The 23,326-nt window shown below is 56.3% G+C and carries 21 protein-coding genes; 9 read left to right on the forward strand and 12 right to left on the reverse strand.

The genetic code is table 11. The features are described 5' to 3' along the window. Positions 1 to 31 precede the first annotated feature (31 nt). Positions 32 to 1,162, reverse strand: a complete 1,131-nt coding sequence (locus HF931_RS11210) for a serine hydrolase domain-containing protein (protein WP_273240164.1) — start codon at positions 1,160 to 1,162, stop codon at positions 32 to 34. A gap of 9 nt (positions 1,163 to 1,171) precedes the next feature. After that, a complete protein-coding gene (locus HF931_RS11215) occupies positions 1,172 to 3,409 on the reverse strand; it encodes a TonB-dependent receptor (protein WP_273240166.1) in 2,238 nt (745 codons plus the stop codon). 165 nt (positions 3,410 to 3,574) lie between these two features. Here HF931_RS11215 and HF931_RS11220 point away from each other — a divergent pair, with 165 nt between their 5' ends. Beyond that, positions 3,575 to 4,834, forward strand: coding sequence for a TetR/AcrR family transcriptional regulator (locus HF931_RS11220; RefSeq protein WP_273240168.1), 1,260 nt, complete (start codon positions 3,575 to 3,577; stop codon positions 4,832 to 4,834). Between the two features lie 752 nt (positions 4,835 to 5,586). On the opposite strand, the gene HF931_RS11225 is transcribed toward HF931_RS11220, so the two are convergent. Next, the gene (locus tag HF931_RS11225) at positions 5,587 to 6,372 is read right to left on the reverse strand and encodes a hypothetical protein (RefSeq protein WP_273240170.1); all 786 of its coding nucleotides are present in this window, start codon (positions 6,370 to 6,372) and stop codon (positions 5,587 to 5,589) included. A 429-nt stretch (positions 6,373 to 6,801) separates the two neighbouring features. Here HF931_RS11225 and HF931_RS11230 point away from each other — a divergent pair, with 429 nt between their 5' ends. The 6 genes from HF931_RS11230 (at position 6,802) to HF931_RS11255 (ending at position 10,985) form a co-directional block, all read left to right on the forward strand. After that, positions 6,802 to 7,326, forward strand: coding sequence for a cold-shock protein (locus HF931_RS11230; RefSeq protein WP_051602807.1), 525 nt, complete (start codon positions 6,802 to 6,804; stop codon positions 7,324 to 7,326). Between the two features lie 52 nt (positions 7,327 to 7,378). Further along, on the forward strand, positions 7,379 to 7,834 hold the full coding sequence (locus HF931_RS11235; RefSeq protein ID WP_273240172.1) for a DUF192 domain-containing protein: 456 nt from the start codon (positions 7,379 to 7,381) through the stop codon (positions 7,832 to 7,834). A 151-nt stretch (positions 7,835 to 7,985) separates the two neighbouring features. After that, positions 7,986 to 8,258, forward strand: a complete 273-nt coding sequence (locus tag HF931_RS11240) for a PaaI family thioesterase (RefSeq protein ID WP_273243188.1) — start codon at positions 7,986 to 7,988, stop codon at positions 8,256 to 8,258. Positions 8,259 to 8,362: 104 nt separating this feature from the next. Then, complete coding sequence (locus HF931_RS11245) at positions 8,363 to 9,781, forward strand: cytochrome ubiquinol oxidase subunit I (RefSeq protein ID WP_273240174.1); 1,419 nt, start codon at positions 8,363 to 8,365, stop codon at positions 9,779 to 9,781. A gap of 9 nt (positions 9,782 to 9,790) precedes the next feature. Further along, entirely contained in the window at positions 9,791 to 10,846 is a 1,056-nt protein-coding gene (cydB, locus tag HF931_RS11250; RefSeq protein ID WP_273240175.1) for a cytochrome d ubiquinol oxidase subunit II, read from the forward strand. Further along, entirely contained in the window at positions 10,836 to 10,985 is a 150-nt protein-coding gene (locus tag HF931_RS11255; protein ID WP_155841932.1) for a DUF2474 domain-containing protein, read from the forward strand. The genes cydB and HF931_RS11255 overlap by 11 nt, the downstream gene beginning before the upstream one ends. Here the strand turns inward: HF931_RS11255 and HF931_RS11260 are convergent. From HF931_RS11260 to groES, 3 genes are all read right to left on the reverse strand, one after another. Then, the gene (locus HF931_RS11260) at positions 10,975 to 12,564 is read right to left on the reverse strand and encodes an acyl-CoA synthetase (RefSeq protein WP_420537741.1); all 1,590 of its coding nucleotides are present in this window, start codon (positions 12,562 to 12,564) and stop codon (positions 10,975 to 10,977) included. The genes HF931_RS11255 and HF931_RS11260 overlap by 11 nt on opposite strands. A gap of 182 nt (positions 12,565 to 12,746) precedes the next feature. Further along, entirely contained in the window at positions 12,747 to 14,396 is a 1,650-nt protein-coding gene (gene groL / locus HF931_RS11265; RefSeq protein ID WP_035553880.1) for a chaperonin GroEL, read from the reverse strand. A gap of 52 nt (positions 14,397 to 14,448) precedes the next feature. Beyond that, positions 14,449 to 14,739: a co-chaperone GroES gene (groES, locus tag HF931_RS11270; RefSeq protein WP_035553878.1), complete on the reverse strand. Its 291-nt coding sequence runs from the start codon at positions 14,737 to 14,739 to the stop codon at positions 14,449 to 14,451. A 312-nt stretch (positions 14,740 to 15,051) separates the two neighbouring features. Here groES and HF931_RS11275 point away from each other — a divergent pair, with 312 nt between their 5' ends. Then, positions 15,052 to 15,804 (forward strand): GGDEF domain-containing protein, encoded by a 753-nt coding sequence (locus HF931_RS11275; RefSeq protein WP_051602806.1) that lies wholly within the window; start codon positions 15,052 to 15,054, stop codon positions 15,802 to 15,804. A 46-nt stretch (positions 15,805 to 15,850) separates the two neighbouring features. After that, on the forward strand, positions 15,851 to 16,996 hold the full coding sequence (locus HF931_RS11280; RefSeq protein ID WP_035553876.1) for a DUF3137 domain-containing protein: 1,146 nt from the start codon (positions 15,851 to 15,853) through the stop codon (positions 16,994 to 16,996). Positions 16,997 to 17,001: 5 nt separating this feature from the next. Here HF931_RS11280 and HF931_RS11285 read toward each other — a convergent pair whose 3' ends face one another. The 6 genes from HF931_RS11285 to HF931_RS11310 are packed head-to-tail and all read right to left on the reverse strand — an operon-like array spanning position 17,002 to position 23,190. Next, positions 17,002 to 17,946 (reverse strand): RDD family protein, encoded by a 945-nt coding sequence (locus HF931_RS11285; protein ID WP_164473918.1) that lies wholly within the window; start codon positions 17,944 to 17,946, stop codon positions 17,002 to 17,004. After that, entirely contained in the window at positions 17,943 to 18,944 is a 1,002-nt protein-coding gene (locus tag HF931_RS11290) for a stage II sporulation protein M (protein WP_035553874.1), read from the reverse strand. The genes HF931_RS11285 and HF931_RS11290 overlap by 4 nt, the downstream gene beginning before the upstream one ends. Continuing rightward, positions 18,941 to 20,254, reverse strand: coding sequence for a DUF58 domain-containing protein (locus HF931_RS11295; protein ID WP_035553871.1), 1,314 nt, complete (start codon positions 20,252 to 20,254; stop codon positions 18,941 to 18,943). Before HF931_RS11295 ends, HF931_RS11290 begins: the two co-directional genes overlap by 4 nt. Then, the gene (locus HF931_RS11300; RefSeq protein ID WP_035553868.1) at positions 20,251 to 21,207 is read right to left on the reverse strand and encodes an AAA family ATPase; all 957 of its coding nucleotides are present in this window, start codon (positions 21,205 to 21,207) and stop codon (positions 20,251 to 20,253) included. Before HF931_RS11300 ends, HF931_RS11295 begins: the two co-directional genes overlap by 4 nt. Continuing rightward, positions 21,194 to 22,420: a DUF4350 domain-containing protein gene (locus HF931_RS11305; protein WP_035553866.1), complete on the reverse strand. Its 1,227-nt coding sequence runs from the start codon at positions 22,418 to 22,420 to the stop codon at positions 21,194 to 21,196. The genes HF931_RS11300 and HF931_RS11305 overlap by 14 nt, the downstream gene beginning before the upstream one ends. Further along, positions 22,417 to 23,190, reverse strand: coding sequence for a DUF4129 domain-containing protein (locus HF931_RS11310; protein WP_051602805.1), 774 nt, complete (start codon positions 23,188 to 23,190; stop codon positions 22,417 to 22,419). Before HF931_RS11310 ends, HF931_RS11305 begins: the two co-directional genes overlap by 4 nt. Positions 23,191 to 23,326 lie beyond the last annotated feature (136 nt).

Genomic DNA, 23,326 nt, shown 5'->3' on the forward strand with positions numbered 1-23,326 from the left:
TTCTCGAGCAAGCCACGATTTTTCGTCTGAGCTATAGGGAGGTATATATGCTGTCGATTAAGGCCTTGTTCCTCGGGTCTCCTACAAGATCTGTGCCCATCCGATTCATCGTGTAAGCGACAGCAATGCCGGACACAGGGTCGGCAAATGCAAATGACCCGCCCCAACCCGAGTGACCGAAAGTTCGGGCGTTGGGGCCGTATAATCCATCGGTGTTCAGCAAGAACCCGTTTGCCCAGCGCGCAGGCACGCCGAGTACGGCGTCGACCCCCTCTATCTGCATTTCGGACGCGCGTTGCAGGGTCTTCCGGCTAATGAGGGTGTGTCCCTCAAGAGGGTTTGCCGCGCCGATGGCCGCGTACAGCCTTGCAAGGGCGCGGGCTGTCGCATGTCCGTTTGCCGATGGTATTTCTGCAGACCGCCATGGGGGCGTGTTCGCGACCATGGCGTCCATGGGAGGATTCGCCAGTGCGGCTATTTGCGCTTCATTCAATACCGGCGCCGTTGCTTCGGAGTCGAATCCGGACGGCGCTACCAACTCGGCACATTCGTGCGAATGACTTTCCGGCAGTCCGATATGGATGTCCAGTCCGCATCTTTGTTTGAGTTCTGCTTCAACAAAGTCGCGGATGTAACGTCCTTCAGCTCGCTTGAAGAGTGCTGACGCGAGGGCTCCAATACTGATGGCGTGATACCCGGATTGGGATCCGGGCGGCCATATCGGTTCGGATGCGGCCAGGCGTGCGGCAGCGGACTCGACATCATAGTAGTCTTCAATCGTCGCTGGCTCCCGGAATCCGCAGAGGCCCGCCTGGTGAGATAGCAGCATACTGATTGTAATGTCCTGTTTGCCGCCGTTTGAGAATTCAGGCCAGTATGCTACGACTTTGTCGTCGTAGCTGAGCACGCCTCGCTCAACAGCCATCGCGAAGCAGGCTGCCGTGATCCCTTTCGTCGTGGACCAAATGTTGACCTTGGTGTCCCTATGCCAAGGGGTGGTTTCTTTGGCATCTTGGTAACCGCCCCATAGGTCGATGAGACACTCTGCGCCGGCATAGACGCTGACAGCGGCTCCGATATCGCCCCTTACTGTGAAATTTTCTCTGAACGCAGTTTCCACGGCGCGAAATTCGGGGGCGCAATGTCCTTCAATCTTTGTCATGCTGAGCTCCTAGAAATGCTTGGTGACAGAAACGCCATATGTCTGCGGGGCGCCATAAACTCTAAATCCATAACCAAACCCCAGTTGGTTCACGCCCTGGGTGACGTATTCCTCGTCGGCGATGTTCTTGCCCCAGACAGACAGCTCCCAGTTCCCTTCGTCATAGAGTGATACCCGAGCGTTCGTGACCCAATAACCGTCTGAGTGGAGTAGGGGGTCGTTGAGTGCGTCTCGGAAGGTTTCCGACTGATACCGTCCGTCAATAGAAAAACGGAGTGAAAGTTGATCGGTCAGGTCAGCGGTATATGCTGTTCCCAGATTAAGCGTCAACTCAGGTGCATCGGGCATCTGGTTGCCCTCGGGAATCCGGCCTGCAGTTGCCTCGAATGCGCCCATTTCACTTGAGAGCAGTCCTGCGCCGACATTCAAGGACAGACCGTCAAACATGGCCGGCTGATAGGTGACATTTAGATCTGCACCATAGAGTTCGGCATGATCGACATTTCCAAGCCGCTGTACGGGGATCGACCCGACCGTGTCGCGTATGAATGTCTGAACGTCGCTGTAGTCATAGAAGAAGGTGCTGGCGTCGTATCCTATACCATTGGATCCAAGATTGCCTTTGATCCCGACTTCGTAGGATACAAGCGTTTCGGGTTCGTACGGGATCAGTTGGGCGGAGCTTGTTGCTGTGCCAGCAAAGAAGCCTCCGGATTTTGTCCCCTGTGAGGCGCTTGCATAGATCAGGGTAGAGGAGGTGGGTTTCCAGTTAACTCCGACCTTCCAGGACCAACTCGTGTCATTGATTTCGTCATCGACCGAAGCGAGTACAATCGGCGGAGTTCCATATGGCGCAAGGGTCAGAAAGCTCCCTCCTGGTTCGGACACATTGTCTTGCGTGAAATTCTGCGCCTCACGGGTTTCGTCTGAGTACCGCAAGCCTGTGACGAGACTGATCGTGTCTGTCAGCGACCATTCGGCATTTCCGAACAATGCGGTCGAGGTTGATGTCTGGTCAGCGAGCGACAAGGTCGTCGTGTTGAACAATTCCTGCATCTCGCCAGAATAGATCGTCTTTACGTCGTCCTGAGAGTAGAAAGCTCCAACTTGCCAGTCGAGTAGATCATTCGTACCTGACAGTCGTACTTCCTGCGAAATTTGGGTCACGTCATCATTGTTGTTGAAGTCCGTCAGGCGGAGCGGTCCGGCATCAGTGTCCGACGCAAAGTCCCGACTGAAGTTGATGTATCCCGAAACGGATGTAAGCGTTACCGGCCCCAGATCCGCTTCGATACGCGCTGTCGCGCCGAATTGATCATAGTTGTACTCTGGATCGACCGACCAAGCGCCGCGATACGGGTCTCCATCCGTGTCTGTATATCCGAAGAAGTCTGAGCAGCCCGTCGCACCCGGGCAAGCGGTTTCGGTTGCTGTTGGCAGAGCGCCGAAGAATTCTGGCGAACCTAGTTCCGAGCGCCCCTGTTGGCCTTCGACCTTCAGCAGCACATTGAGTGTGCCTGTGGGTGACCAGAGAACCTGGGCCCTACCTGCAAGGACATCCCGGCGTCCGACGTCCCGGTCACGTGTCTCGTCAAAATAGAACCCTTCATCCTGCATGATCGCTTTTCCGGCGATGCGGAGTGCCAGCGCGTCCGTTAGTGGAAGATTTGCGACGGCTTCAAGCTCACGACCATCATAATTGGACAAGCCAGCCTGCAGGCGTCCGGAGACTCCGTCGAAAGTTGGCTTTGCTGAAACAATATTGAGCGCTCCAGCTGTCGAGTTACGACCATAAAGGGTCCCTTGCGGACCTTTTAGCACTTCCATGCGCTCGAGATCGAACAGGTCGGAACTCAGCAGAGCGAGCGAGCTGAGGGATATTTCGTCGACATATACGCCTGTCGCGGGATTGTTGGTGGCATTGAAATCGTTGAGCCCGACACCACGAATGGTGACGACCGGCATGAGGCCGGGAATATTCTCTTTCACGGTTGCGTTTGGCGTGAACACGACCAGGTCAGACGCGGTTTCAACACGCCGAGCTCTGATCTCCTGTTCACCGACGACTGAAATGGCGATGCCGACATCGGTGACACTTTGTTCTCGTTTTTGGGCTGTGACCGTGACGGTATTCAGGACTCGGTCGGTACTCTCAGTGTTGTCCTGTGCGGCAGTCGGTGCCGCCATCAGAGTTCCGATTGCGGCACTGCTCATCAGAACAGCCATGTGGCGTTTTATCTTGGTCAATTTGTTCCTCCAGATCTCAATTCTATAGATTCGACGATTGAGTATGTATTTGGTACTACTGTGTAAAAACCGGGTTGCAAGCAAATTTTCGACAAATGAGTATGCGAACTGGGTTCCGCGCACTGTTTTCTTGTCGGAACAGCATTGGACTGGTATCGACGCCCCATGGTTCAAGTGAAACCGATACAGACACCGGCGGGTGCGGGGGCTTCCCAGGTCCGGCGATCAGCCAAGCGCGAAAAAGTGCTGGATGTGGGTGGGCGGCTCCTTAACAATCAAGGAGCCGCAGGCATCAGTCTGGCTGAGATTGCAGAACAGCTCGGCATGTCTCGCAACGCTTTGTACTATTATGTGAAAGACAGAGCGGATCTCGTTCGACAGTGCTACGACAGGGCGATCGATGCCATCGAAGCTGATCTGTGCGCGGTATCTTCGAGTGGGAGGAGTGCTCCGGATCAAATTAATGAGTTCATCAGATTATCCCTGTCACCTGACCGAGCTCAGCTGGCGGTTCTTGCTGATATCGATACGTTGGACCAAGCGGGGCGGGCTCAGATCCTTGCGCGTCATGAGCGCCAAGTCGATGCTCTTAAGGTGATCCTGAATTCGGGCCGGAAGGAAGGCGTGTTTCGGCGATTGGACCCGGAGCTTGCTTCGTATGCACTGTTCGGCATGTTGAATTGGTCCCGGCTCTGGATCGGTTGGCTGAACGAGCACGAGAGCGCTGCCCATGACAGGCGGGCGGAGGCGGCCCGCGCAATACAGGACATTTTTCTGGATGGACTGTGCAGCCGGCCCCACCCGGATTTTGTCTGCCATCTCGACTACGCCCAACTCACCCATCAACACTACAATGTTTTCGAGAAGTCAGATGCAAATCGACTTCGACAGCAGCAGTTGATCGAAGCGGCCTCCTTGCTGTTCAATCGTCGCGGGCTGGATGGCGTCTCGACCGACACGATCGCGGAGGCAGTCGGCGCCAGCAAAGGGGTTGTGTATCATCATTTCAAGGACAAGGCTGACTTGATCCAGCAATGTCATGAGCGTGCCTTCCAACACTATGAAATGATCATCGAAGCTGCAGAGAAGAATGGCGACGATCCCCTCCAGATCATGCTCATTGTGTTCCATTTGAATTGTCAGGCTCAGGCATCTGTGTCGCCTCCGTTGATCCTGCAGCCTGGTTTGATGAGGTTGCCGACGCATTACCTCAATCGAGCCCGTCAAATCTCGCTCAAGATGACCAAATCGCTAGTTCAGGCCGACAAAGCAGGTCTTATCAGAACCCATACGCCAGAAATCGTGAATGTCTCGGCTGGTGCATTCTATTGGATTCAGAAGTGGCGTGGAGACCGGGTGGATATGTCAGTGAAAAGCATTGCAGATCAGATGACGCAGCTCATGATCTCCGGCATTCGATCTTAGGGAATGGGAGAATTTCGAAGTGGGGCGGTGCGTGCCGCGAATCTATCGTAGAAGTTCTTCAGCCGGAGGCCTCACTCGATTGCGATGTGTCGAGCGGATGTACCAAAGGCAGGCCGCGTGCCAATTGGGCTAGCGGATTTAGCGCCCATGTCAGATTGACTACTGCTAGAGTTTCACGGTTCGACAAGGTCTGTCCCACTGAGGTGGTCTACCTGTTTGGGGATTCCAACAGTCTACCATTTCGAGTGCACAGGTGGTGACGGCTTTCAACGTTTGCATTTCTGGGGAGCCAGAATCTGGGCGAGTATGGGTAGTTTGTTGCCACCTCCCGAAAAATGCCGACGCACCCCGGTGAAGGATCCGGTGAAACTCTAAGACTTCGTCTCCAAGAGCATTAGAGTAGATATCCTCACTGAATATGGGGTGTTAGATTCGGTGATTGGGAATTCGAGGCATTTCCAGTTTTTTGCGAGCAGAAAACTCAGTCAATACAACTCCAACAGTTGCTTCAGATCGTGCAGGAAAGTCGTGCGTGCACGTTACTAATCTGAGACGGCGATGGGTGCGGCTCTTTGCTCACTTCGTTCGCTTCAGATCACGCACCCATCGCGTCCAGTAGGTTGTCTGGGTGGTGGATTTCCTTTGATTTAGGCATAGCTTCGCCATTACTGACCTGCAGAGGACAGCAGCATGTATAACGACCTCTCTTGCTGCGACATCAAAGTACCTGACCGCGCAGGCATAGAGAATTTTTATTGGCGTGGCTTCAGGGGCTTATCAAGATCCAGCATATGCGCTCCAGTTTTCCAGTCGCGAGTATGGTATCGGGTGGGCTGGAGCCGCTGTCGTGAGCTGAAACCATCGCTCAGGAAGAAAACCTGACGTGAGGCTTCTTCCGGGCCTAGCTCTTTTGCTATGTATCGAGACCAACCGTCCCCCTCGATAGAGCACGTGTGAACACTCCAGCCGCGTGCGGACCAATCGCAAATAGCGTTTCCCGGAATTGGATCCGGGAAGGCGCAATTAAACCGATCTTTGCGGAAGGAATCCAGGAACTCCCGGTCCTCTTCATTCATCTCCCGATGCGAACGGTTGAAGCACTGCAACAATACACACAAGCGGTTGGCCTTTTGATAAGGTTCAAAGACCATGGGGTCGAAGACTTCCTTGGTTGGGAAACCGCAGGGTAAGAGAACTGGTAGATTGCCATTTTGGCGTCTTTCCCGTTCCACTTGGCTACGTAGAAACCACGCGAGATGCACGTGAGGATTCACACCTGGTTTTTCTATAACGCCAAAAGCGTCGAATCGATCAGTTTTGGAAATTCTCTCAACGGCCCCCTTCGTCCTGAAGTAAAATTCATCGAGCTTTCGAGAAAGATTCCATATCTCCGACTTGAGGTGGTCGATGTTCTTTTCCGTCGCTAATTCACCCTTATCGATAGAATCCAATTTCAGGTTTGGTTGAATTGTTGTGGCTGCGAAGGGGGACAATGAGTCGATATAATCCTTCCAAGCCTCTTTCCGTTTGAGTCTCATATTAAATATCGACGCGTGCATAAAATTCTGCATCGCCACCAAGGGCGGGTTACTTTGTTTTGGGAGAGATTTTGTCGTCTCAGGCGACCCCTAATTATAACATTTCCATCTTGGCGGGCAAAGCCTTGCGCACAAAAAGATGATAAGTTTTGTTTGAAGCTTTTGCGGTCGGTTTCATTGAAGGCAGGGCGCATTTTCAACACGCCTATCAACGCGCCTCGTAAGATAACATGTTGAAATATAATAAAATTCTATGATAACAAGGGTGTGGAGTTGAGTGTTTAGTTCTTCCCCTAGGGACTGCCACCTTCTCTCCACATTGACGGGCTATGCCTTTTGCAGGGCTGCTTAATGCCGTGCGCAGGTGTGAAGATCGCGTGACAAGTGTGTTAACACATTTTAGGTTGCGTGAGTGGGGAATATGGGTTGATGACGAATTTTGCCGCCAAACAAGAATCAGAAGATTCGCCGATGGAACAGGTCGTGCGAGTCATCGGTCGTGTCAAATGGTTCGATAGCGCCAAGGGCTATGGATTCATCGTGGCGGAGTCGACGTCCGATGCTGGCCTGACGGGTGATGTCATGCTGCATGTCACGTGCTTGCGGGGGTATGGCGAGAGCTTTGCCGATGAAGGCGCGCGCATTGTTTGTGATGCTGTGAAGGGTGAGCGTGGCTGGCAAACCGCAAACATTATCGAAATGGAACGTCCGCGCGCGTCAGTTGCCAAGGAGCAGGGACTGGAGCGTGCGTATGAGTCAGTCACGTTGAAATGGTTCAATCGCACGCGCGGATACGGTTTTGTCCAGCGCGACGGCGACGATACCGATATCTTTGTACATGCCGTGGTCCTGCGGAAAGCGGGATACGAGGACGTCGAGCCTGGAACAATACTGGAAGTCTGCATCGACACCGGTTCCAAGGGCGAGCATGTCAGCCATATTAAACGCGCGTAAGCAGCAGCCAACAGCGCTTGCCGCGTCGCTGGCAGCCGTCTAAACACAACGCATGCTACGTTTCTTTGCTTCTGCGATCGCATCGCTCATTATCTTCCTGCCGGCGGCGATCGCCCAGCTAGAGACCGGCCCGCTTTCCATCCAGTCGGGTGACGAGGTTCACACCTTCACGGTCGAATTGGCCAACGATCCTGAAGAGATCACGACAGGCCTGATGGACCGCACCGAACTTGCGGCGGACGCAGGCATGCTGTTCGATTTTGGTCAGCCCCGCGAAGCAAACATGTGGATGAAGAATACGCTCATCTCACTCGACATGCTGTTCCTTGATACGGATGGGAAAGTGTTGGCGATCGCGCGCGACACCGTGCCGGGCTCGCTCCGCCGCATCAATCCGGGAGTCCCGGTGAAGGGCGTATTGGAGCTTGCAGGTGGGCGGGCTGCTGAACTCGGTATCGAGCCAGGTGACGTGGTCCAGCATGAAATCTTCGGAAATCTGAGTGAGTGAAACGGCTGAGCCGCTGAGACCTCCGCCGCCGGGATTTGCGCCTACGCCCTCCCGCGGGAAATTCACCCTGCATAACGGTCCCACCTTCCGCGCTTCTGCGGAGGGTGATTTGCGCACAGGCATGTGGGTGCTCGACCGTCACTGCAATGGCATGGGCTTTCTACATGGCGGGATGACTTGTTCATTTTCGGACAGCGCGCTGGCATGGGCCGTGTGGAGTGTAACAGGAAAAATGTCCGTCACGCTGAAGCTCACCATGGAGTTCATGGACATTGTCCGCGAAGGAACCTGGCTGGAGGCACACCCCGAGGTGACACTGGTCGATGGCGATATGGTTCATGTGACGGCGCAACTGATCAAGGCGGATGGTGGGATTGCTGCCCGTGCCGACGCGATCTTCAGGACGCTGCGCCGCAAATCCTGAACGTCATTGTGTCGCTGCGTCAGACCGGCGCGCGTCAGCTCGACAGCTTGGAGATTCCGACGAAGTAATTTAGAGAACGCTCATATACCAGACGGAGCAGGTTCATGGAATTTGACGCACTCTTGTTATCGCGACTTCAGTTCGCATTTGTTGTCGCGTTTCACATTCTCTTTCCAGCCTTCACGATCGGGCTCGCTGCGTTCCTTGCTGTTTGTGAAGGCCTTTGGCTGAAAACGGGCAAGGAAGTGTTCAAGCGGCTTTACCTGCACTGGGTAAAGATTTTCGCCCTGGCCTTTGCCATGGGCGTCGTGTCCGGCGTGGTGATGAGTTACCAGTTCGGAACGAATTGGAGCCTGTTTTCGGAGATCACCGGCAGTGTCATGGGCCCCATGCTGGCCTATGAAGTGCTGACGGCGTTCTTTCTGGAGGCAACATTTCTCGGCGTCATGCTGTTCGGTTGGCAGAAGGTCGGTCGAAAGTTGCATTTTGTCGCCACGCTTGCCGTTGCGATTGGTACGACGATTTCGGCCTTCTGGATTTTGGCAGCCAATAGCTGGATGCAGACGCCGGCAGGATTCGCGATTGATCCGGAGACTGGCAATTTCTATGCGACCAGCTGGATTGAGGCGATCTTCAATCCAAGCCTGCCTAGCCGCTTCTCTCACATGCTGCTTGCCGCCTATACGACAACTGCGGCAGTAATCCTTGCGGCGGGTGCCTGGCAGGTCATCAAGGGTCGTATCACCGAGCCGACCAAATGGCAGATCCGCATGGCCTCGGGGACGCTGGCTGTACTATTGCCCATTCAGATCATGGTGGGCCACTGGTCTGGCGAGGTCGCGCATAAGCATCAGCCCGCGAAGATTGCCGTCGTTGAAGGCTGGTGCGAGACGAAGGAAGTGCAGGGCACTGTGCTTATTGCCTGGCCGGACGATTCCGAATGCGGGCATGCGGGTATCACTGTGCCGGGCACTAGCCCTTTCCTTTTCCCAGGTCTCGAAGATGGCGAAGAATTGCACGGTATGGATCATTTCCCGGAGTCGGAGCGTCCTCCGCTCTGGCTGGTGTTCTACGCATTCCGCATCATGGTCGCGGCCGGACTTGGCATGCTGGCGATGGGCCTGTGGGGGAGCTTCCTCTGGTGGCGCAAGAAGATCGACCAGCCTGGCTTGTTTCATATTACAGCGGTTCCGGCAGGGGCGCTCGGGTTTATCGCGGTGGTGACAGGATGGATCACGGCTGAGGTGGGGCGCCAGCCTTACACTGTCTACGGTCACTTGCGGACGGTTGATAGTTTGTCGCCAGTTTCCGCCGGGCAGGTGGCAACGTCGCTGCTCGTATTCATGATTGTCTATGCGATCATCTTCACGGCTGGCGTCGTCTACATGGCGCGCATTGCCACGCGAGGCTTCGACGATACCCCGCCCGATCCCGCGCGCCGGGAGCGTCGCCCGCCTGGATCGCCGATGGGCGCGGTCGACGACAAGGCAGAAACATCCGACGATATCGTTGCGGCGGAATAGGAGGCAGACATGGCTATAGACCTTCCCCTTATCTGGGCCCTGATCCTCGCGGTAGGTGTCATGATGTATGTGCTGCTGGATGGATTTGATCTTGGCGTCGGCATGTTCACGGCGGTCGCGGAGTCTGAAGAAGAACGCAATATGATGACGGCGACGGTTGAGCCTGTCTGGGACGGCAATGAAACCTGGCTGATCATTGGAGGTGGCGGTCTCTTCGCGGCCTTCCCGACTGCGTATGCCATCATCATGCCTGCTTTTTATTTGCCGGTGTTGATCATGCTTGCGGCCTTGATCTTCCGCGGAGTCGCCTTTGAGTTTCGGCACAAGGCGGTGCGGCGACCTACGCGATTGTTCTGGAATGGAGCTTTTTATGGCGGCTCGTTCACCGCTGCGTTCTCTCAAGGCATCATGCTGGGCGGAATGGTTCAGGGCATTCAGGTCGAGGGTGGCGCGTTCGCTGGCGGTGCATTCGACTGGCTGACTCCATTTTCCCTGCTCACGGGCATATCGGTTGTGATCGGCTATATGCTGCTGGGGGCCTGCTGGCTCGTGCTCAAAACTGAAGGCGCGCTACAGGCCAAAGCCCGCAAATGGGGGCGGATGGCGCTCGCCGGTGTGGCGATCTGTTTTCTCGCGGTGAGTTTTGCAACATTGTCCGTAGACCCGTCGATCGGAGACCGCTGGGGCTTTTCCATGACGGAAATCAACCCGGCGCGCTTCTTGCCGCTGGCTCCGGTGCCACTGGCAGGAATGGCTTTGGTGCTGTGGTTGTGGCGGGACCTGTCCATGAAGCAGAAAAAGGTGGGCGGTGCGCCGGATTGGCGGCCGTTCTTGCTGGCTGCGGGCATTTTCCTGAGCGGCTATATCGGGTTGGGCGTCAGCCTCTATCCGTTTATTGTGCCTTACGAGGTGTCGATCTGGGAGGCAGCGGCCCGCAACAATGCGCTGATGCTCATGCTTGTTGGCGCTTTGGTGATGCTACCCATTATTTTGGCGTACACGGCATATGTTTACAGCCTTTTCTGGGGCAAGGTGAAACCAGGGGACGGGTATCATGCGCATTGAGCCTGTTCGTCCGGAAGAAAACGGAGAGGAGCCGCCTCTTGCGAAGCGGCTCCTCTGGTTCGTAGGTATCGCCTTTGTGTCCATGCTCGTCGTGGCGGTCGTGGCCTACACGCTGAGAGGTTTCCTGCTCATTGGCTGACGCCAAGCTGGGCGAGGGCATACGCCTTGATGGATTTATAGTCTGCCTTGCCGTTGGGTGCACGTCCCAGATCATCCTTGAACAGAATAGACTTTGGCGCCTTGTAACGCGCAATGCGACTTTGCACGAATTCACGCAACTCATCCTCGCTGACGTCCGCGTCTGTAGCGACGACGGCCGTGACGGCGTTGCCCCATTTGTCGTCGGGTATGCCCACGACGAGTGCGTCTTTCACCGCTTTGTGCTCTTTCAGGGCCTCCTCGACCTCTTCGGGATACACTTTCTCGCCTGCGGTGTTGATGCAATTCGACCCCCGACCGAGCAGTGTGATCGTGCCATCTGCCTCCACGGTGCACCAGTCACCCGGAATGGCGTAGCGCATGCCATTGATCGTCTTGAACGTCTTGGCGGTTTTTTCTTCGTCCTTGTAATAGCCGAGCGGCACGGCACCACCGCGCGCGATAATGCCGGCTTCTCCGCTGCCGGGGACGACTTCTCGATCATCTTCGGAGAACACTTTGCAGTTCGGGCCAATTTCGAATTTCGATGTTTGCGTGCCGCCTTCGGCTGTAGTCGTAGAGGATCCAAACCCAACAGCTTCCGATGAGCCGAAACTGTCCATCATTGCGGCCTGAGGCATGTGCTTGAGCAGGCCCTGCTTGACTTCAGCGCTCCACATCACGCCCGATGAAACAATGGTCTGTACGGAGCTGACATCCCAACGCCCCGGATTTTCATCGAGAGCTTTCAGCATCGGCTTGCCAAACGCGTCGCCCACGATGGCCATGCTGGTGACGCCATGTTCGTCGACCGTGTCCCAGAGGTTCTCGGGGTCAAAGCTGGTATTCTGTTCCAGTGTAATGATGGCACCGCCAGCCAGGAACGCTCCCATCGCGGTAAAGAGGCCCGTCCCATGCATCAGAGGACAGGCGGGAACCTGGCGGGCGGTGCGCCCCATCAATTCGACCGCCATCTTGAATTCGTCCAGTGTCGACGGGTAGGGGAGTCCCGCCTTTTCCGCGCCTTCCCTGGCGGCTTGCCTCCAAACCGATTGTGACCACATCACGCCTTTGGGCATGCCGGTCGTGCCGCCGGTATAAAGGAAGAAGAGGTCGTCAGCAGACCTCTCAATGCCGAGCGGCGAGGGGTCGCCCTCCGTAGCGAGACGTTCGTAATCCTCAGCCCAATCCGGGATGTCCCCGTCGCCGATCTGAACCCAGACTTTCACCTTCGGAAGACGCCCGCGGACGAGCTCGACTTGGTCAAGAAACTGAGCGTCGTAGAAAACGACGGCAGAGTCTGAATTGTCGAAAATGTAGAAAAGTTCGTCAGCGAGGTAGCGGTAGTTGACGTTTACATGGGTAAAGCGCGCCTTGAAGCTCGCGGCGAGGGCTTCGGTGTATTCTGGCTGGTTGCGCAGATAGAAGCCAGCCTTGTCCCCGGTTTCCACACCTATTGCACGTAGATTGCGCGCCAGTCGATTGGAGCGCGCCGTGAATTCCGGCCAGTAGATACGGCGGCTTCCATGCGCCAGGGCCAGGTCTTCCGGGCCGAGGAGATCCCCAACCACGTCAAGCATGTCTCCGAAATTCAGTTCCTCTGCAGCCGTCACGGCGTTTTCTCCCAGTTTGTTTTTTTGCAAGTCTAGGAGGTTGCCGCGGGGGCAGAGAAGTTAAATCGGCGTGCGTTCAAGATCTCGGGTTCAAAAAAAGAGGCAGCACCGAAGTGCTGCCTCTCGCAATTTGGCTGGGACAGTTGGGCTTAGAAGCCCATGCCACCCATTCCGCCCATGCCGCCGCCCATGTCGGGCATGCCGCCGCCAGCGGATTCTTTCTTCGGTGCTTCTGCGATCGAGGCTTCGGTGGTGATCAGCAGGCCAGCGACAGATGCTGCGTTCTGCAGGGCAGAGCGAACAACTTTCACCGGATCGATCACACCCATGCCGACCAGGTCGCCATATTCTTCGGTCTGGGCGTTGAAGCCGAAGCCTTTGCCCTTGCCGCGGCGGATCTGATCAACAACGACCGAACCTTCGACACCGGCGTTCTCGGCGATCTGGCGAACCGGAGCTTCCAGAGCCTTGCGAACGATGTCGATACCGGCTTGCTCGTCATCATTGGCGCCTTTGACGTCAATGTTGCCAGCAGCGGACAGGAGTGCCGTGCCGCCGCCTGGGACGATGCCTTCTTCAACAGCAGCGCGTGTTGCGTTCAGCGCGTCGTCGACGCGGTCCTTACGCTCTTTCACTTCTACTTCGGTTGCACCGCCAACCTTGATGACAGCAACGCCGCCAGCCAGTTTCGCCAGACGCTCCTGGAGCTTCTCACGATCGTAGTCGGACGAGGTGTCTTCGATCTGCTTGCGGATCTGGGAAACGCGAGCTTCAAGGTCTTTCTTCGCGCCAGCGCCATCAACGATGGTCGTGTCGTCCTTGGAGATCGAAACGCGCTTTGCGGTGCCGAGCATGTCCATGGAGACGTTCTCGAGCTTGATGCCCAGGTCTTCGGAGATGACCTGACCGCCGGTGAGAACTGCGATGTCTTGCAGCATGGCTTTGCGGCGATCGCCGAAGCCAGGTGCTTTGACTGCTGCGATTTTCAGGCCGCCACGCAGCTTGTTGACCACCAGGGTTGCCAATGCTTCGCCATCGACGTCTTCGGCGATGATGAGCAGCGGCTTCTGGCTCTGAACAACGCTTTCCAGGATCGGCAGCATTGGCTGCAGAGAGGACAGTTTGCTCTCGTGAAGCAGGATGAACGGATCTTCGAGTTCCGCGATCATCTTGTCAGGGTTCGTGATGAAGTACGGGGACAGGTAGCCGCGGTCGAACTGCATGCCTTCAACGACATCCAGTTCGGTTTCCAACGACTTGGCTTCTTCAACTGTGATGACGCCTTCATTGCCGACTTTCGCCATGGCTTCAGCGATCATGCCACCGACTTCGGTGTCGCCGTTCGCGGAGATCGTGCCAACTTGGGCGATCTCGTCGTTGGACTTCACTTTCTTGGAGTGGTGAGCCAGGTCGCTGAGGACTTCCGTCACGGCCTTGTCGATACCGCGCTTCAGATCCATTGGGTTCATGCCGGCGGCAACGCGCTTCATACCTTCGCGAACGATGGCCTGAGCAAGAACGGTTGCAGTCGTTGTACCGTCACCAGCAACGTCGTTTGCCTTGGAAGCGACTTCGCGCAGCATTTGCGCGCCCATGTTCTCCAGCTTGTCTTCAAGCTCGATCTCTTTTGCCACGGTGACGCCGTCCTTCGTGGTGCGCGGAGCGCCGAAGGATTTTTCGATAACGACGTTACGGCCTTTCGGGCCGAGCGTTACCTTCACAGCATTGGCAAGCGTATCTACGCCTTTCAGCATGCGCTCGCGTGCTTCTGCGCCGAAAACTACGTGTTTGGCTGACATTGTTGATTACCTCTTTGAGAATTCTGTCTGATGAAATGCGACGGGCGCGAGCTTAGCTCTCCAGCACACCCATGATGTCGCTTTCTTTCATGATGAGCAGCTCTTCGCCGTCGACGGTCACTTCCGTGCCGGACCATTTGCCGAAGAGAACGCGATCGCCGACTTTGACGTCGAGTGCAACGCGCTCGTTGTCGTCGCCAATGGCACCGTTGCCGACAGCAACGATTTCGCCTTCCTGCGGCTTTTCCTTGGCGGTGTCAGGAATGATGATCCCGCCTTTGGTTTTCTCTTCTTCCTTGACGCGGCGCACGACGACACGGTCGTGCAGGGGACGAAGTTTCATTGGATTTAGCCCTCTTGTCTCTTTGACGAGTTCAATTGAATTTAGCTCGCGAGCAGGAACATTCAGGGAGGTTTAGCACTCACCCCTACTGACTGCTAACGATGGTGGGCAGTTAAGAGGGCGCTGGGGCAGCGTCAAGTTCGTCATTGCGAAATTTTTGTAAGGATCGCACGCTTCGTGCAAAGCGGCTTATGAGATTGGTAAGATAGCTTCTTTCCAAAATATGAATGGCAATGCCAGAAAATATCTCGGCAGATTGACGGTAAAATATAACTCCTGTGCGACAACATCCCCATAACCGGGAGACAGGATGTGCAGGGTAAACTAGAGGATCTGGTCGAATCGCTGACCTTTTTCGCCTTTGTGGCGATCACGGCGCTTTGCCTCTGTTTCACGTTTTCCGTGATTGTTTATTCGATGGGCTTTCCGACCGATCCTCATAAATTTATCGTGGCAAATCTGTTCATTGCGGCCTGCGTGGCGGTCCCAACTGCAGCAATTGCAGCACAACACGAATACAAGATGCGCATCTACCAGCGAACCCTCGAAGACATGGCGTCTACAGACGCTCTCACCGGTTTGCTGAACCGAAAATTCTTCAAACAGTTCGCTTGCGAGGAAATGGCCCGTATGGGGCGGACAGAAATGACCGCAGCCGTTGCGTTGTTTGACATTGATTACTTCAAGGCGGTCAACGATCGGCACGGGCACGCCGCTGGGGACAGGGTTCTCCGCGAGATTGCCGCGGTGGCATATTCCGAACTGCGCGGTCCTTTCGACAAGCTTGGACGCTGGGGAGGTGAGGAATTCGTCATCCTGCTAAGTAATGTCGACGCTGAGCAGGCTCATAGCGTTTGTGAGCGTCTTCGGTCCTCGATTGAAAACCATGTGATGATCGTTGATGGGCAGCCGGTTAGTGTGACGGCCAGTTTCGGCCTGACCATTCTGCCGCCAAATTCGGACTTTGACGAAATGCTCGAACTGGCCGATTCAGCCTTGTATAAATCCAAGGCCAATGGGCGAAATTGCGTGACAGCCTCGCGAGAGTTGACGCTGGCCGCCTGATGGCATCCCGGACGGGACCGGGGTCGATCAGATTAGGGGGAGCGGCATGTCGGGGTTCAATCCACAAAAGCTGAGTGATGCTTTGGTAGGCGCACCGTCTTTGGAGGTGTTGTCTGCAAAGCGGCCTGAGTTCGCCCATGTGCCGAAAGTCTGGTCAGATGTCTTGAGGCCGGAGCTCGCGCGCCGCGAGTCTGATCGCAAGGAAGCCATTCGAACTGCGATCACGCGGTCGTGTATCGGCGCGGGATTGCCGATTTTTGTCGCCATTCTTCTCGCCATTTCTTCCCTGATGTCATTCAACATGATGTTTCCGGGCATCATGTTTGTGATCATCCTGTTCGCGGCGGTCGTGTCCGGTCCCGCCTGGATCAGGGTTTTCACGATGAAGTCCCAGACCAAGCAATTGGTTCTCGCTGCCGCATGTGAACCGTTTGGCTTCTCTTACGATACTTTGCATCCAGATCTTTCAGGCGTTGAAGACTTTCGGTCTCTGATGCAGCGCGCGACGGAGCTGAGTGCGGCCTATTCCGCCGGTTCGGGAAAGACTGTCCCAACGCCATTCGGCATGATCTCCACGGGGTCCGGCAATGGCATCGAGGCGCCCACCCCAGCCTACGAAGTTCTCAAGGCAGCAAAACTGCTACCTAGCCATTCGCGGCGCAAGTTCGAGGATATGATTTCAGGGGAAAGGGCCGGCGCGAAGTTCGTGCTGGTTGAGGCTCGCCTCGAAACCGGCGGGAAAAACAGCACGACCGTTTTTCAGGGCATTCTGGCTCATGTGGAGTATCCGGAGCGTTTTCTGGGGCGGACTGTGATGGCACGGTCCGGTTGGTGGAAGCGCGGTCGCGATGCGGGTGACCTGAAGCGTGTGGATCTGATTTCCAGGGAATTGGAAGACGCATTCACCGTCTATTCCACAGACCAGGTTGAGGCGCGGGCACTCTTGTCACCTGATCGCATGGAGCGCCTGATTGCCCTGGAGCGGCACTTCTCAGGCGGAAAGCTGCGCGGCGTTTTCGAGGATGGGCATATGACGCTCGCGCTTGAAGCGGACGATCAGTTTGAAGCGGGTTCAATCTTCCAGACGTTGGTGGATCCGCGCCGGTATGCATCTGCATTGGTCGAGTTGGGTCTGGTATGTGATCTGATAGATGGCTTCCTGACCCGGGACTGGGTTCGCGGGCGGCTTTAAGCCCATCACCGCGTATCGAACTTGTCGGTCTTGCGGTCCCCGAAGATCATGCGCTGTTCGAGCCGTCGTCTCAGCGCAGCGTAGTACGCTTCAAGAAAGGCGATGTCTGTTTCGCCGGGCTGAGCGCGCCAGCCGATCTTCGCGCGGATACGCAGCGCGACTTGTGCTTTGACGTCCTGCGTCGACTGGCGAAGCACATCCTCCAGAACATGTAGTTCGTGGATACCGTACGCATCCGCCTGTTGCGGTGTGAAGGCAAACCGATCCTGAGTTGTCGTAGCAGCGGACGATGAGATGTCGCCCATCAATTTTGTTTTTGGCGAGCGAATGACCCACGTTCCCGCGATCAGGTCACCCACTCTCATCTTGTCTTTGTTGAAGATGGGAAACAGGAGGAAAATGCCGGACCAGACAAGTCCCAGCAACGCCATCCAGCCGCTAACACGGTCACCCCCCATCATCAGGAACTGAAATGGCAAGCCGACCTCGATTTCGCGGATGAAGTTTCTTGCGAGGACTGAGTTGGCGGTCAGTCGTCCTCCGCTTCGAGACGTTACTCGAATACCCAGCGCGCGTTTGCCCGGCGTCGCGGCTTTCGCGCCGAGTTCGAAGAAGATGTAGTAAAAGTTGCGTACGAAGAAATAGAAGACGAGCCATACCGCCCAGGCCACATTTGCACTGCCGGAATCCATGGCCATCATCGCGAAGCTCAGCCCCAGGGCAGTGGCAATAACGATCGCCCACTGAATTGCGACGTCAATCATGAACGCGCCGGCGCGTTCGGAAGCGGTTGCCAGCTTCAGATGTATCGCTGCGCCTTCAGGTGTGACGAGCCGTCGTTCCAGCTTTGACCGACGAATTTGCTCCTGCAGTCTGGCGCGCCGCAATCGAGCGGCATTCACGTCTGCCGCGCTGACCTTGCCATGTGTGTGGGGGACCGTGGAGTTCATGCAGTTTCCACCTTTCGCGGCAGGTAGAAATACGAGAACCACAGGCCAAGTATGCTGAACGCAACAATGTAACGGATCACGTCACTGTTGATCAATTGGCGACCAAACCCTTCAAGCAAGGCAGCAATGATCAGCATGATGACGCAGCCCATCGCCATCGTCGCGGCCTTCTGTCCTGCCCGCCGGGCGGAGTTCAGGCGAGTGAGTTGTCCGGGAAACGCGACAGCGCCGCCAATCACAAATCCGGCTGCGCCCGCAAGGACGATGGCAAACAGTTCTGTTGTGCCGTGGATCATCAGCCAGCCGGTAAATTCATAGCCAAGGCCCTTCTGCCAGAAGACAGCATGCAGCGATCCCATCATCACGCCATTGTAGACAAGGAGCCATGCTGTCGGGATGCCGAACGCGAATCCCAAGGCGAAGGCGAACAGGGCAATCTGGGCATTGTTGTTGAAGAGGTAGCTGGAGAAAGATGTCAGTTGACCATCATTGATCTCTCCTTCCTCCGTATAAATAGTTGATCGCAGATATTCGACGGTCGCGTCCGGATTTCGGCCGTCGAAGAAGCTTTGGCCGTGAAAGGTCCAAAACCATTCCATGTCTTGCATACAGAGAAAGAATGCCAGCGCCCAACCTCCAAACAGGAACAGGGCAGCCAGAAGTGTAGGGCCAACAGCGGAGGCCACGCAGCTTGGCCAGTCCCGCCTTAGAAAATCCATCATGCGTTCGCCGATGGAAGTGCGGGCGCCGTATACAAAGAAGTAGGCCCGTGTGCAGAGGCTTTCGAGATAGGCCGTCACATTCTGATCCAGGGATATGGATCGCGCGACAGACAGCGAAGAGACCGCCTGACGATACAGCCGTGGCAGCGCGGTCATTTCGTCATCCGTCAGCGCCTTTACGCCGGAATTCTCTGCGCGTGTTAGAATCAGGTCGAGCTTGCGCCAGTCCGCTTCACGTTCTTCGCGGAACCGATACGATTTGAGAAGGTCACTCATAGCATGTCCCTCTGCTTGATCTGCAGGTAGCGCGAGATGAGCTCCGGTCCAAAGGCTTCGGGCTTGCTCTCTATGACCTGAACACCCATTCGCTGAAGTCGAAGCAGCACCGTATCCCGTTCGGCCATCAGTGTGTCGGCGATCACTGCGCGGGTCACATCATTGATCGTGTTGGGAGGTGCATCCACCATATCGGACAGGGCTTGATCTTCGAATGTCGCAAAGACAACGAGGTGCCGGTCGGTCAGGCGCCGGATGTTTTCCAGCATGAGTTCGGCGGAGATGGTGTCGACAAAATCCGAGAAGATGATGATCAGGCTGCGCCGTTCGAGTTTGCTGGCGAGGGAAGAGAGCGCGAGGGTGAAGTTGGCTTCCTCGGTCGAGTAGTCCAGTTGAGCGGTCAGGTCTTGGGCTTTGGTAAAACTCCGCTGGCCTGTCATGAAACCACTCATAAGTCCGGGCTTGGCATCAAATCCGTACACCATCGTCCGGTCGCCATTTCGCAATGAAACGAATGAGAGCAGCAAACCGGCATTTATGGCGCGATCAATCTTTGGAACCCCGCCGAGCGGTTCGCTCATCAGGCGCCCGGTATCAAAGGCGAAGACAATGTTGTGATTTCGTTCCGTCCTGAACTCCTTGGCCAGAAGATGCCTGTGTCGCGCGGAATGCTTCCAGTCTATCGCTCGGCGGTCCATGCCGGTGGTAAATTCGCGAAGGGCGTCAAACTCACTCCCGTCGCCGCGTTCAAACTGTGTCTTGATCCCAAATTCAGCGTCCCGCGAATAAATCCGGATGGCTTCATCCTTTACCCAGCGGATGTTGGGCGTAATGGGGATATCCCGTTCAAGGGGATGAACATGCCGTTTCTGGATCAGGCCTAGTGGGCCTGTCCATCGGCTCCAGAGTTTGACGAGCTGTGCCATTCCTCGCCGCGTCGGTGTCAAGGGCAGGGAGTATGCGCGGGTTCGCCCCTGCCATCCGCGTAACCCGGCAGGCGGAATGGTCTGGAGAAACTCGTTTACCTCCAGCAGGACTTCGATCCGCCTTGGCAGTGCGCCACTCTCGAACGTCAGCGAAAGATCGGCAGGGTCACTCCCGCCAACATAAAGGAGCGGTGGCGACTCGATCTCGACCCGGAATGCACGCAAGGAAGCTGACATGACGGCGTCGATCAGCATCAGGCCGGAGATAGCGCCGATCCATCCAGCGCAGACGATCCACCATTCCGGGCGCAACAGGGCAATTGCCACCAAAAGGGGCGCGCCGAGCAACATCAGAAAGATGGCGCGGGGAGTTGGTGAAATCACCGTGGAGCTGCCGTCTGCTCGATAATGGCTGACAAGGTCTCATCGGTCGTCTTGCCCTCGATTTCGGCGGCCGGTGACAACAATACGCGGTGGCGCAAGGCTGGCAGTGCCAAGAGCTTCACATCGTCTGGAATAACGAAATCCCGACCGTCCAGCGCAGCCCTGGCGCGCGCTGCTGTGGCGAGCGCGGCTGCCGCGCGTGGCGAAGCCCCGGTTTCCAGGGCGGGTGACGTGCGGGTCGCGCGTATGATGTCGACAATGTAGGAAATGATATCATCCTGAAGGCGCGCTTCTGAAACGGAACTGACGGCTTCGGTGAGCTCCTCAGCAGAGACAACAGCTTCAATGCCGAACGCGGCAGGTGTCTTCATGCCCGTACGAGTGCCGTGCTGGCCGACGATTGCGATCTCTTCCTCGCGGCTCGGATAGTCCAGCGTGTGCTTGAACAGGAATCGGTCAAGCTGGGCTTCGGGCAGGGGGTAAGTGCCCTGCTGCTCGATCGGGTTCTGGGTGGCGATCACCGTGAAACGGTCATTGAGTCTGTAGCTGTCGCCATCAATTGTGACCTTTCGCTCTTGCATCGCTTCCAGGAGGGCAGCCTGGGTCTTGGGCGGTGTTCTGTTAATCTCGTCAGCAAGCAGAAGGTCGGTAAAAATCGGCCCTTTTGTGAGGGCGAATTCATTTGTCTGGAAGTTGAACAAATTCGTGCCCAGAACATCGCCTGGCATCAGGTCTGGAGTGAACTGTATCCGCCCGAAGCCCAGTGATATTGAGCGCGCGAAGCATTGGGCAAGCAAGGTTTTCGCGGTTCCCGGAGGGCCTTCGAGCAGGACGTGACCCGACGAGAAGATTGCCGTCAGGAGAATATCCACCGTTGTGTCCTGGCCGACGACGGCCTTGCGCACTTCACCGCGAATGCGATCTGCCAGCGCCTTGATGTCATTTACGTTCATTCATGGATCTCCCGATAATTCCCTGGCGCCAGCGAAAGAGTTCGCGGGTCTTGTTCATGAGGTCGTCGCGATTGTCAGCGGGGCCGTTCAACCCGGCGGCAAAATCCGTAAAGCGTTTGCCGGAAATTTCATCCTCTCCGAGGCGGTCCAGCAAGGCCGCGAGTTGGTCGCCGGTCAGAGACTTGGGCGCTCCGATATCGCGTTGGACGCGCCGCCTGATCAGATCCAGATAGCGCGGCGCGAGTCGTGTCTCGCGGCGGGCCATGGTAATCAGACCGGCCGAATTGTCGGCGAGTGCCTGCTTCCCGAGCGCAATCGCGCGTGCTTCCTGGACCGGTGGGCCGAACCGGACAAGCGCAGCCCAGCCAAGCAGGAGGGCGGCCATCAGCGCCGTCAACGTCGCGCCAATGAATGGGATGTCGAACATCATTTGCAGCAAGTTCTCAGATCGAACAAAGCCGTGAAGCGTTGCGTCGAATATGATCGGTTCATCCGCGTCGTATCGCATGAAATCCACCATCTTTACGGCGAACTCCGCGTTGTCGAACTCAGACAGTCCGAACGTGTTTATCAGGTCCGGGTCCGAGAGCACGTAGATGCCAGCATCGGGAGCGTAGGCCAGCAGCATGTGTTCGTCTGCTGTGACAATGGGGTCCAGGGCTTCGCTGTCCAGCACCTGCATTTTGACGTCTGGCTTGGGAGACAGTGTTCCGAATGCGCCGTCCACAGTAGCGGGCACTTCGATACGGCCTATTGTGGCGTCGAGGTTCAGGTCGTCCAGCAGGTCGTTCAGAACGCGTGCGTTCTTGAAACGCGTATCATGCTGTTTCGTTCGGTCCAGCGCATCCGGAATGCCATCCCATTTCGGCAATACGAGCAGCGTCGTGCGTGATGAGTCGAAATCTTCGAGCGCGTCGTTTCCGCCCCAGAGTGGTAGGGTCAGGATCAACAGTCCCCAGTCGCTTTCTTCAAGCGTTCGCTCAAGCCGTGATATTTCTACGGGGTAGCCTTGCGCTTCGAGGAGGCGAACAAAGCCCTGATATCCGAGGGCTGATGTTGAGTAGGGATGAGACCCTGCCACATCCTTGTCGCGCAGTTCAGGCGCCCACCCGGCCAGCACCATGATGGCTCCAAATGAGAAGAGCGCGACCGCGACGAGAATGCCGACGACTTTCGCGCTGAACGGCGAGTCAGATTGCGGACGAGGGCTCATGCCCACTCTCCACCGAAGGCAAAATCCTCATAAGACGCGCGGGCCGATTGCCATCCCGTTTCGTCTACATCACGGCCACCAAAGAAGCTGCGTTCGACAATCGCGATAATTGGGCCGAGCGCTGAGCGGGCCCTGTCTGGCAGATAACCGAGTCTGCCAATCTCTCGCGCTGTCATGGAGCGGGGAACGCCCATCTCGACGCGCGACTGAATGTCTTCAATGGAGCGAAACAGCAGAAGATGAACCGCTTCGGCAAAACGACCTTCACGTGCGAGAGCGTCGGCTTCCTCAAGCAACGACCGGGCCGTGGCTTGGTCGGGGCGGAAGTCCGGCACAATATCGTCCTCGTCCCCCTCTGACTTGTCTTTCTTCCCGCCAAACCGAATGCGCATGGCTTCGCCGAAGAGAAAATACAGAACGCCTGCCACCACCAGCACGATGCAGGCGTAAAAAACGAACTTGAGCAGGGGCCCCAGGTGGCCGAGAAGCTTTACAAGGCTGGAAAGCCAGCCGGGTGGTTCCGATGGCTCGAACTCAATCGGGTCGGCCTCTGGCCGTTCCAATTGCAGATCGGACATGGCGATGAGCTCGGCATGGGCGGCTTCGAGCGCATTCAGGTCTGTTTCCAGGCCAACTCCGCCATCCCACTCTTCATTTATTTCGGGTCCAGCAGGAACATTATCCAGATCGTAGTCCGACTGGGCCCAAATCGGGGCGGACAGGATTGCGGCCATCAGCAACGCAATGCTCAGGCGTCCGGTCCGGCCCACAAACAGTCTCCCCTCATGGCGGTGGTCGTCTCCAGCGCCTTGACTCTCCCTGACTATTTCAGAGGTTTCCAGCGGCATCAACGGCCTATTGCGAAGTGAACTCATCCACCCGATATAGCCCGCCCAAGGCAGAGAT

The sequence above is a fragment of the Hyphomonas atlantica corrig. genome (assembly GCF_017795365.1).
GTDB lineage: Bacteria > Pseudomonadota > Alphaproteobacteria > Caulobacterales > Hyphomonadaceae > Hyphomonas > Hyphomonas atlantica.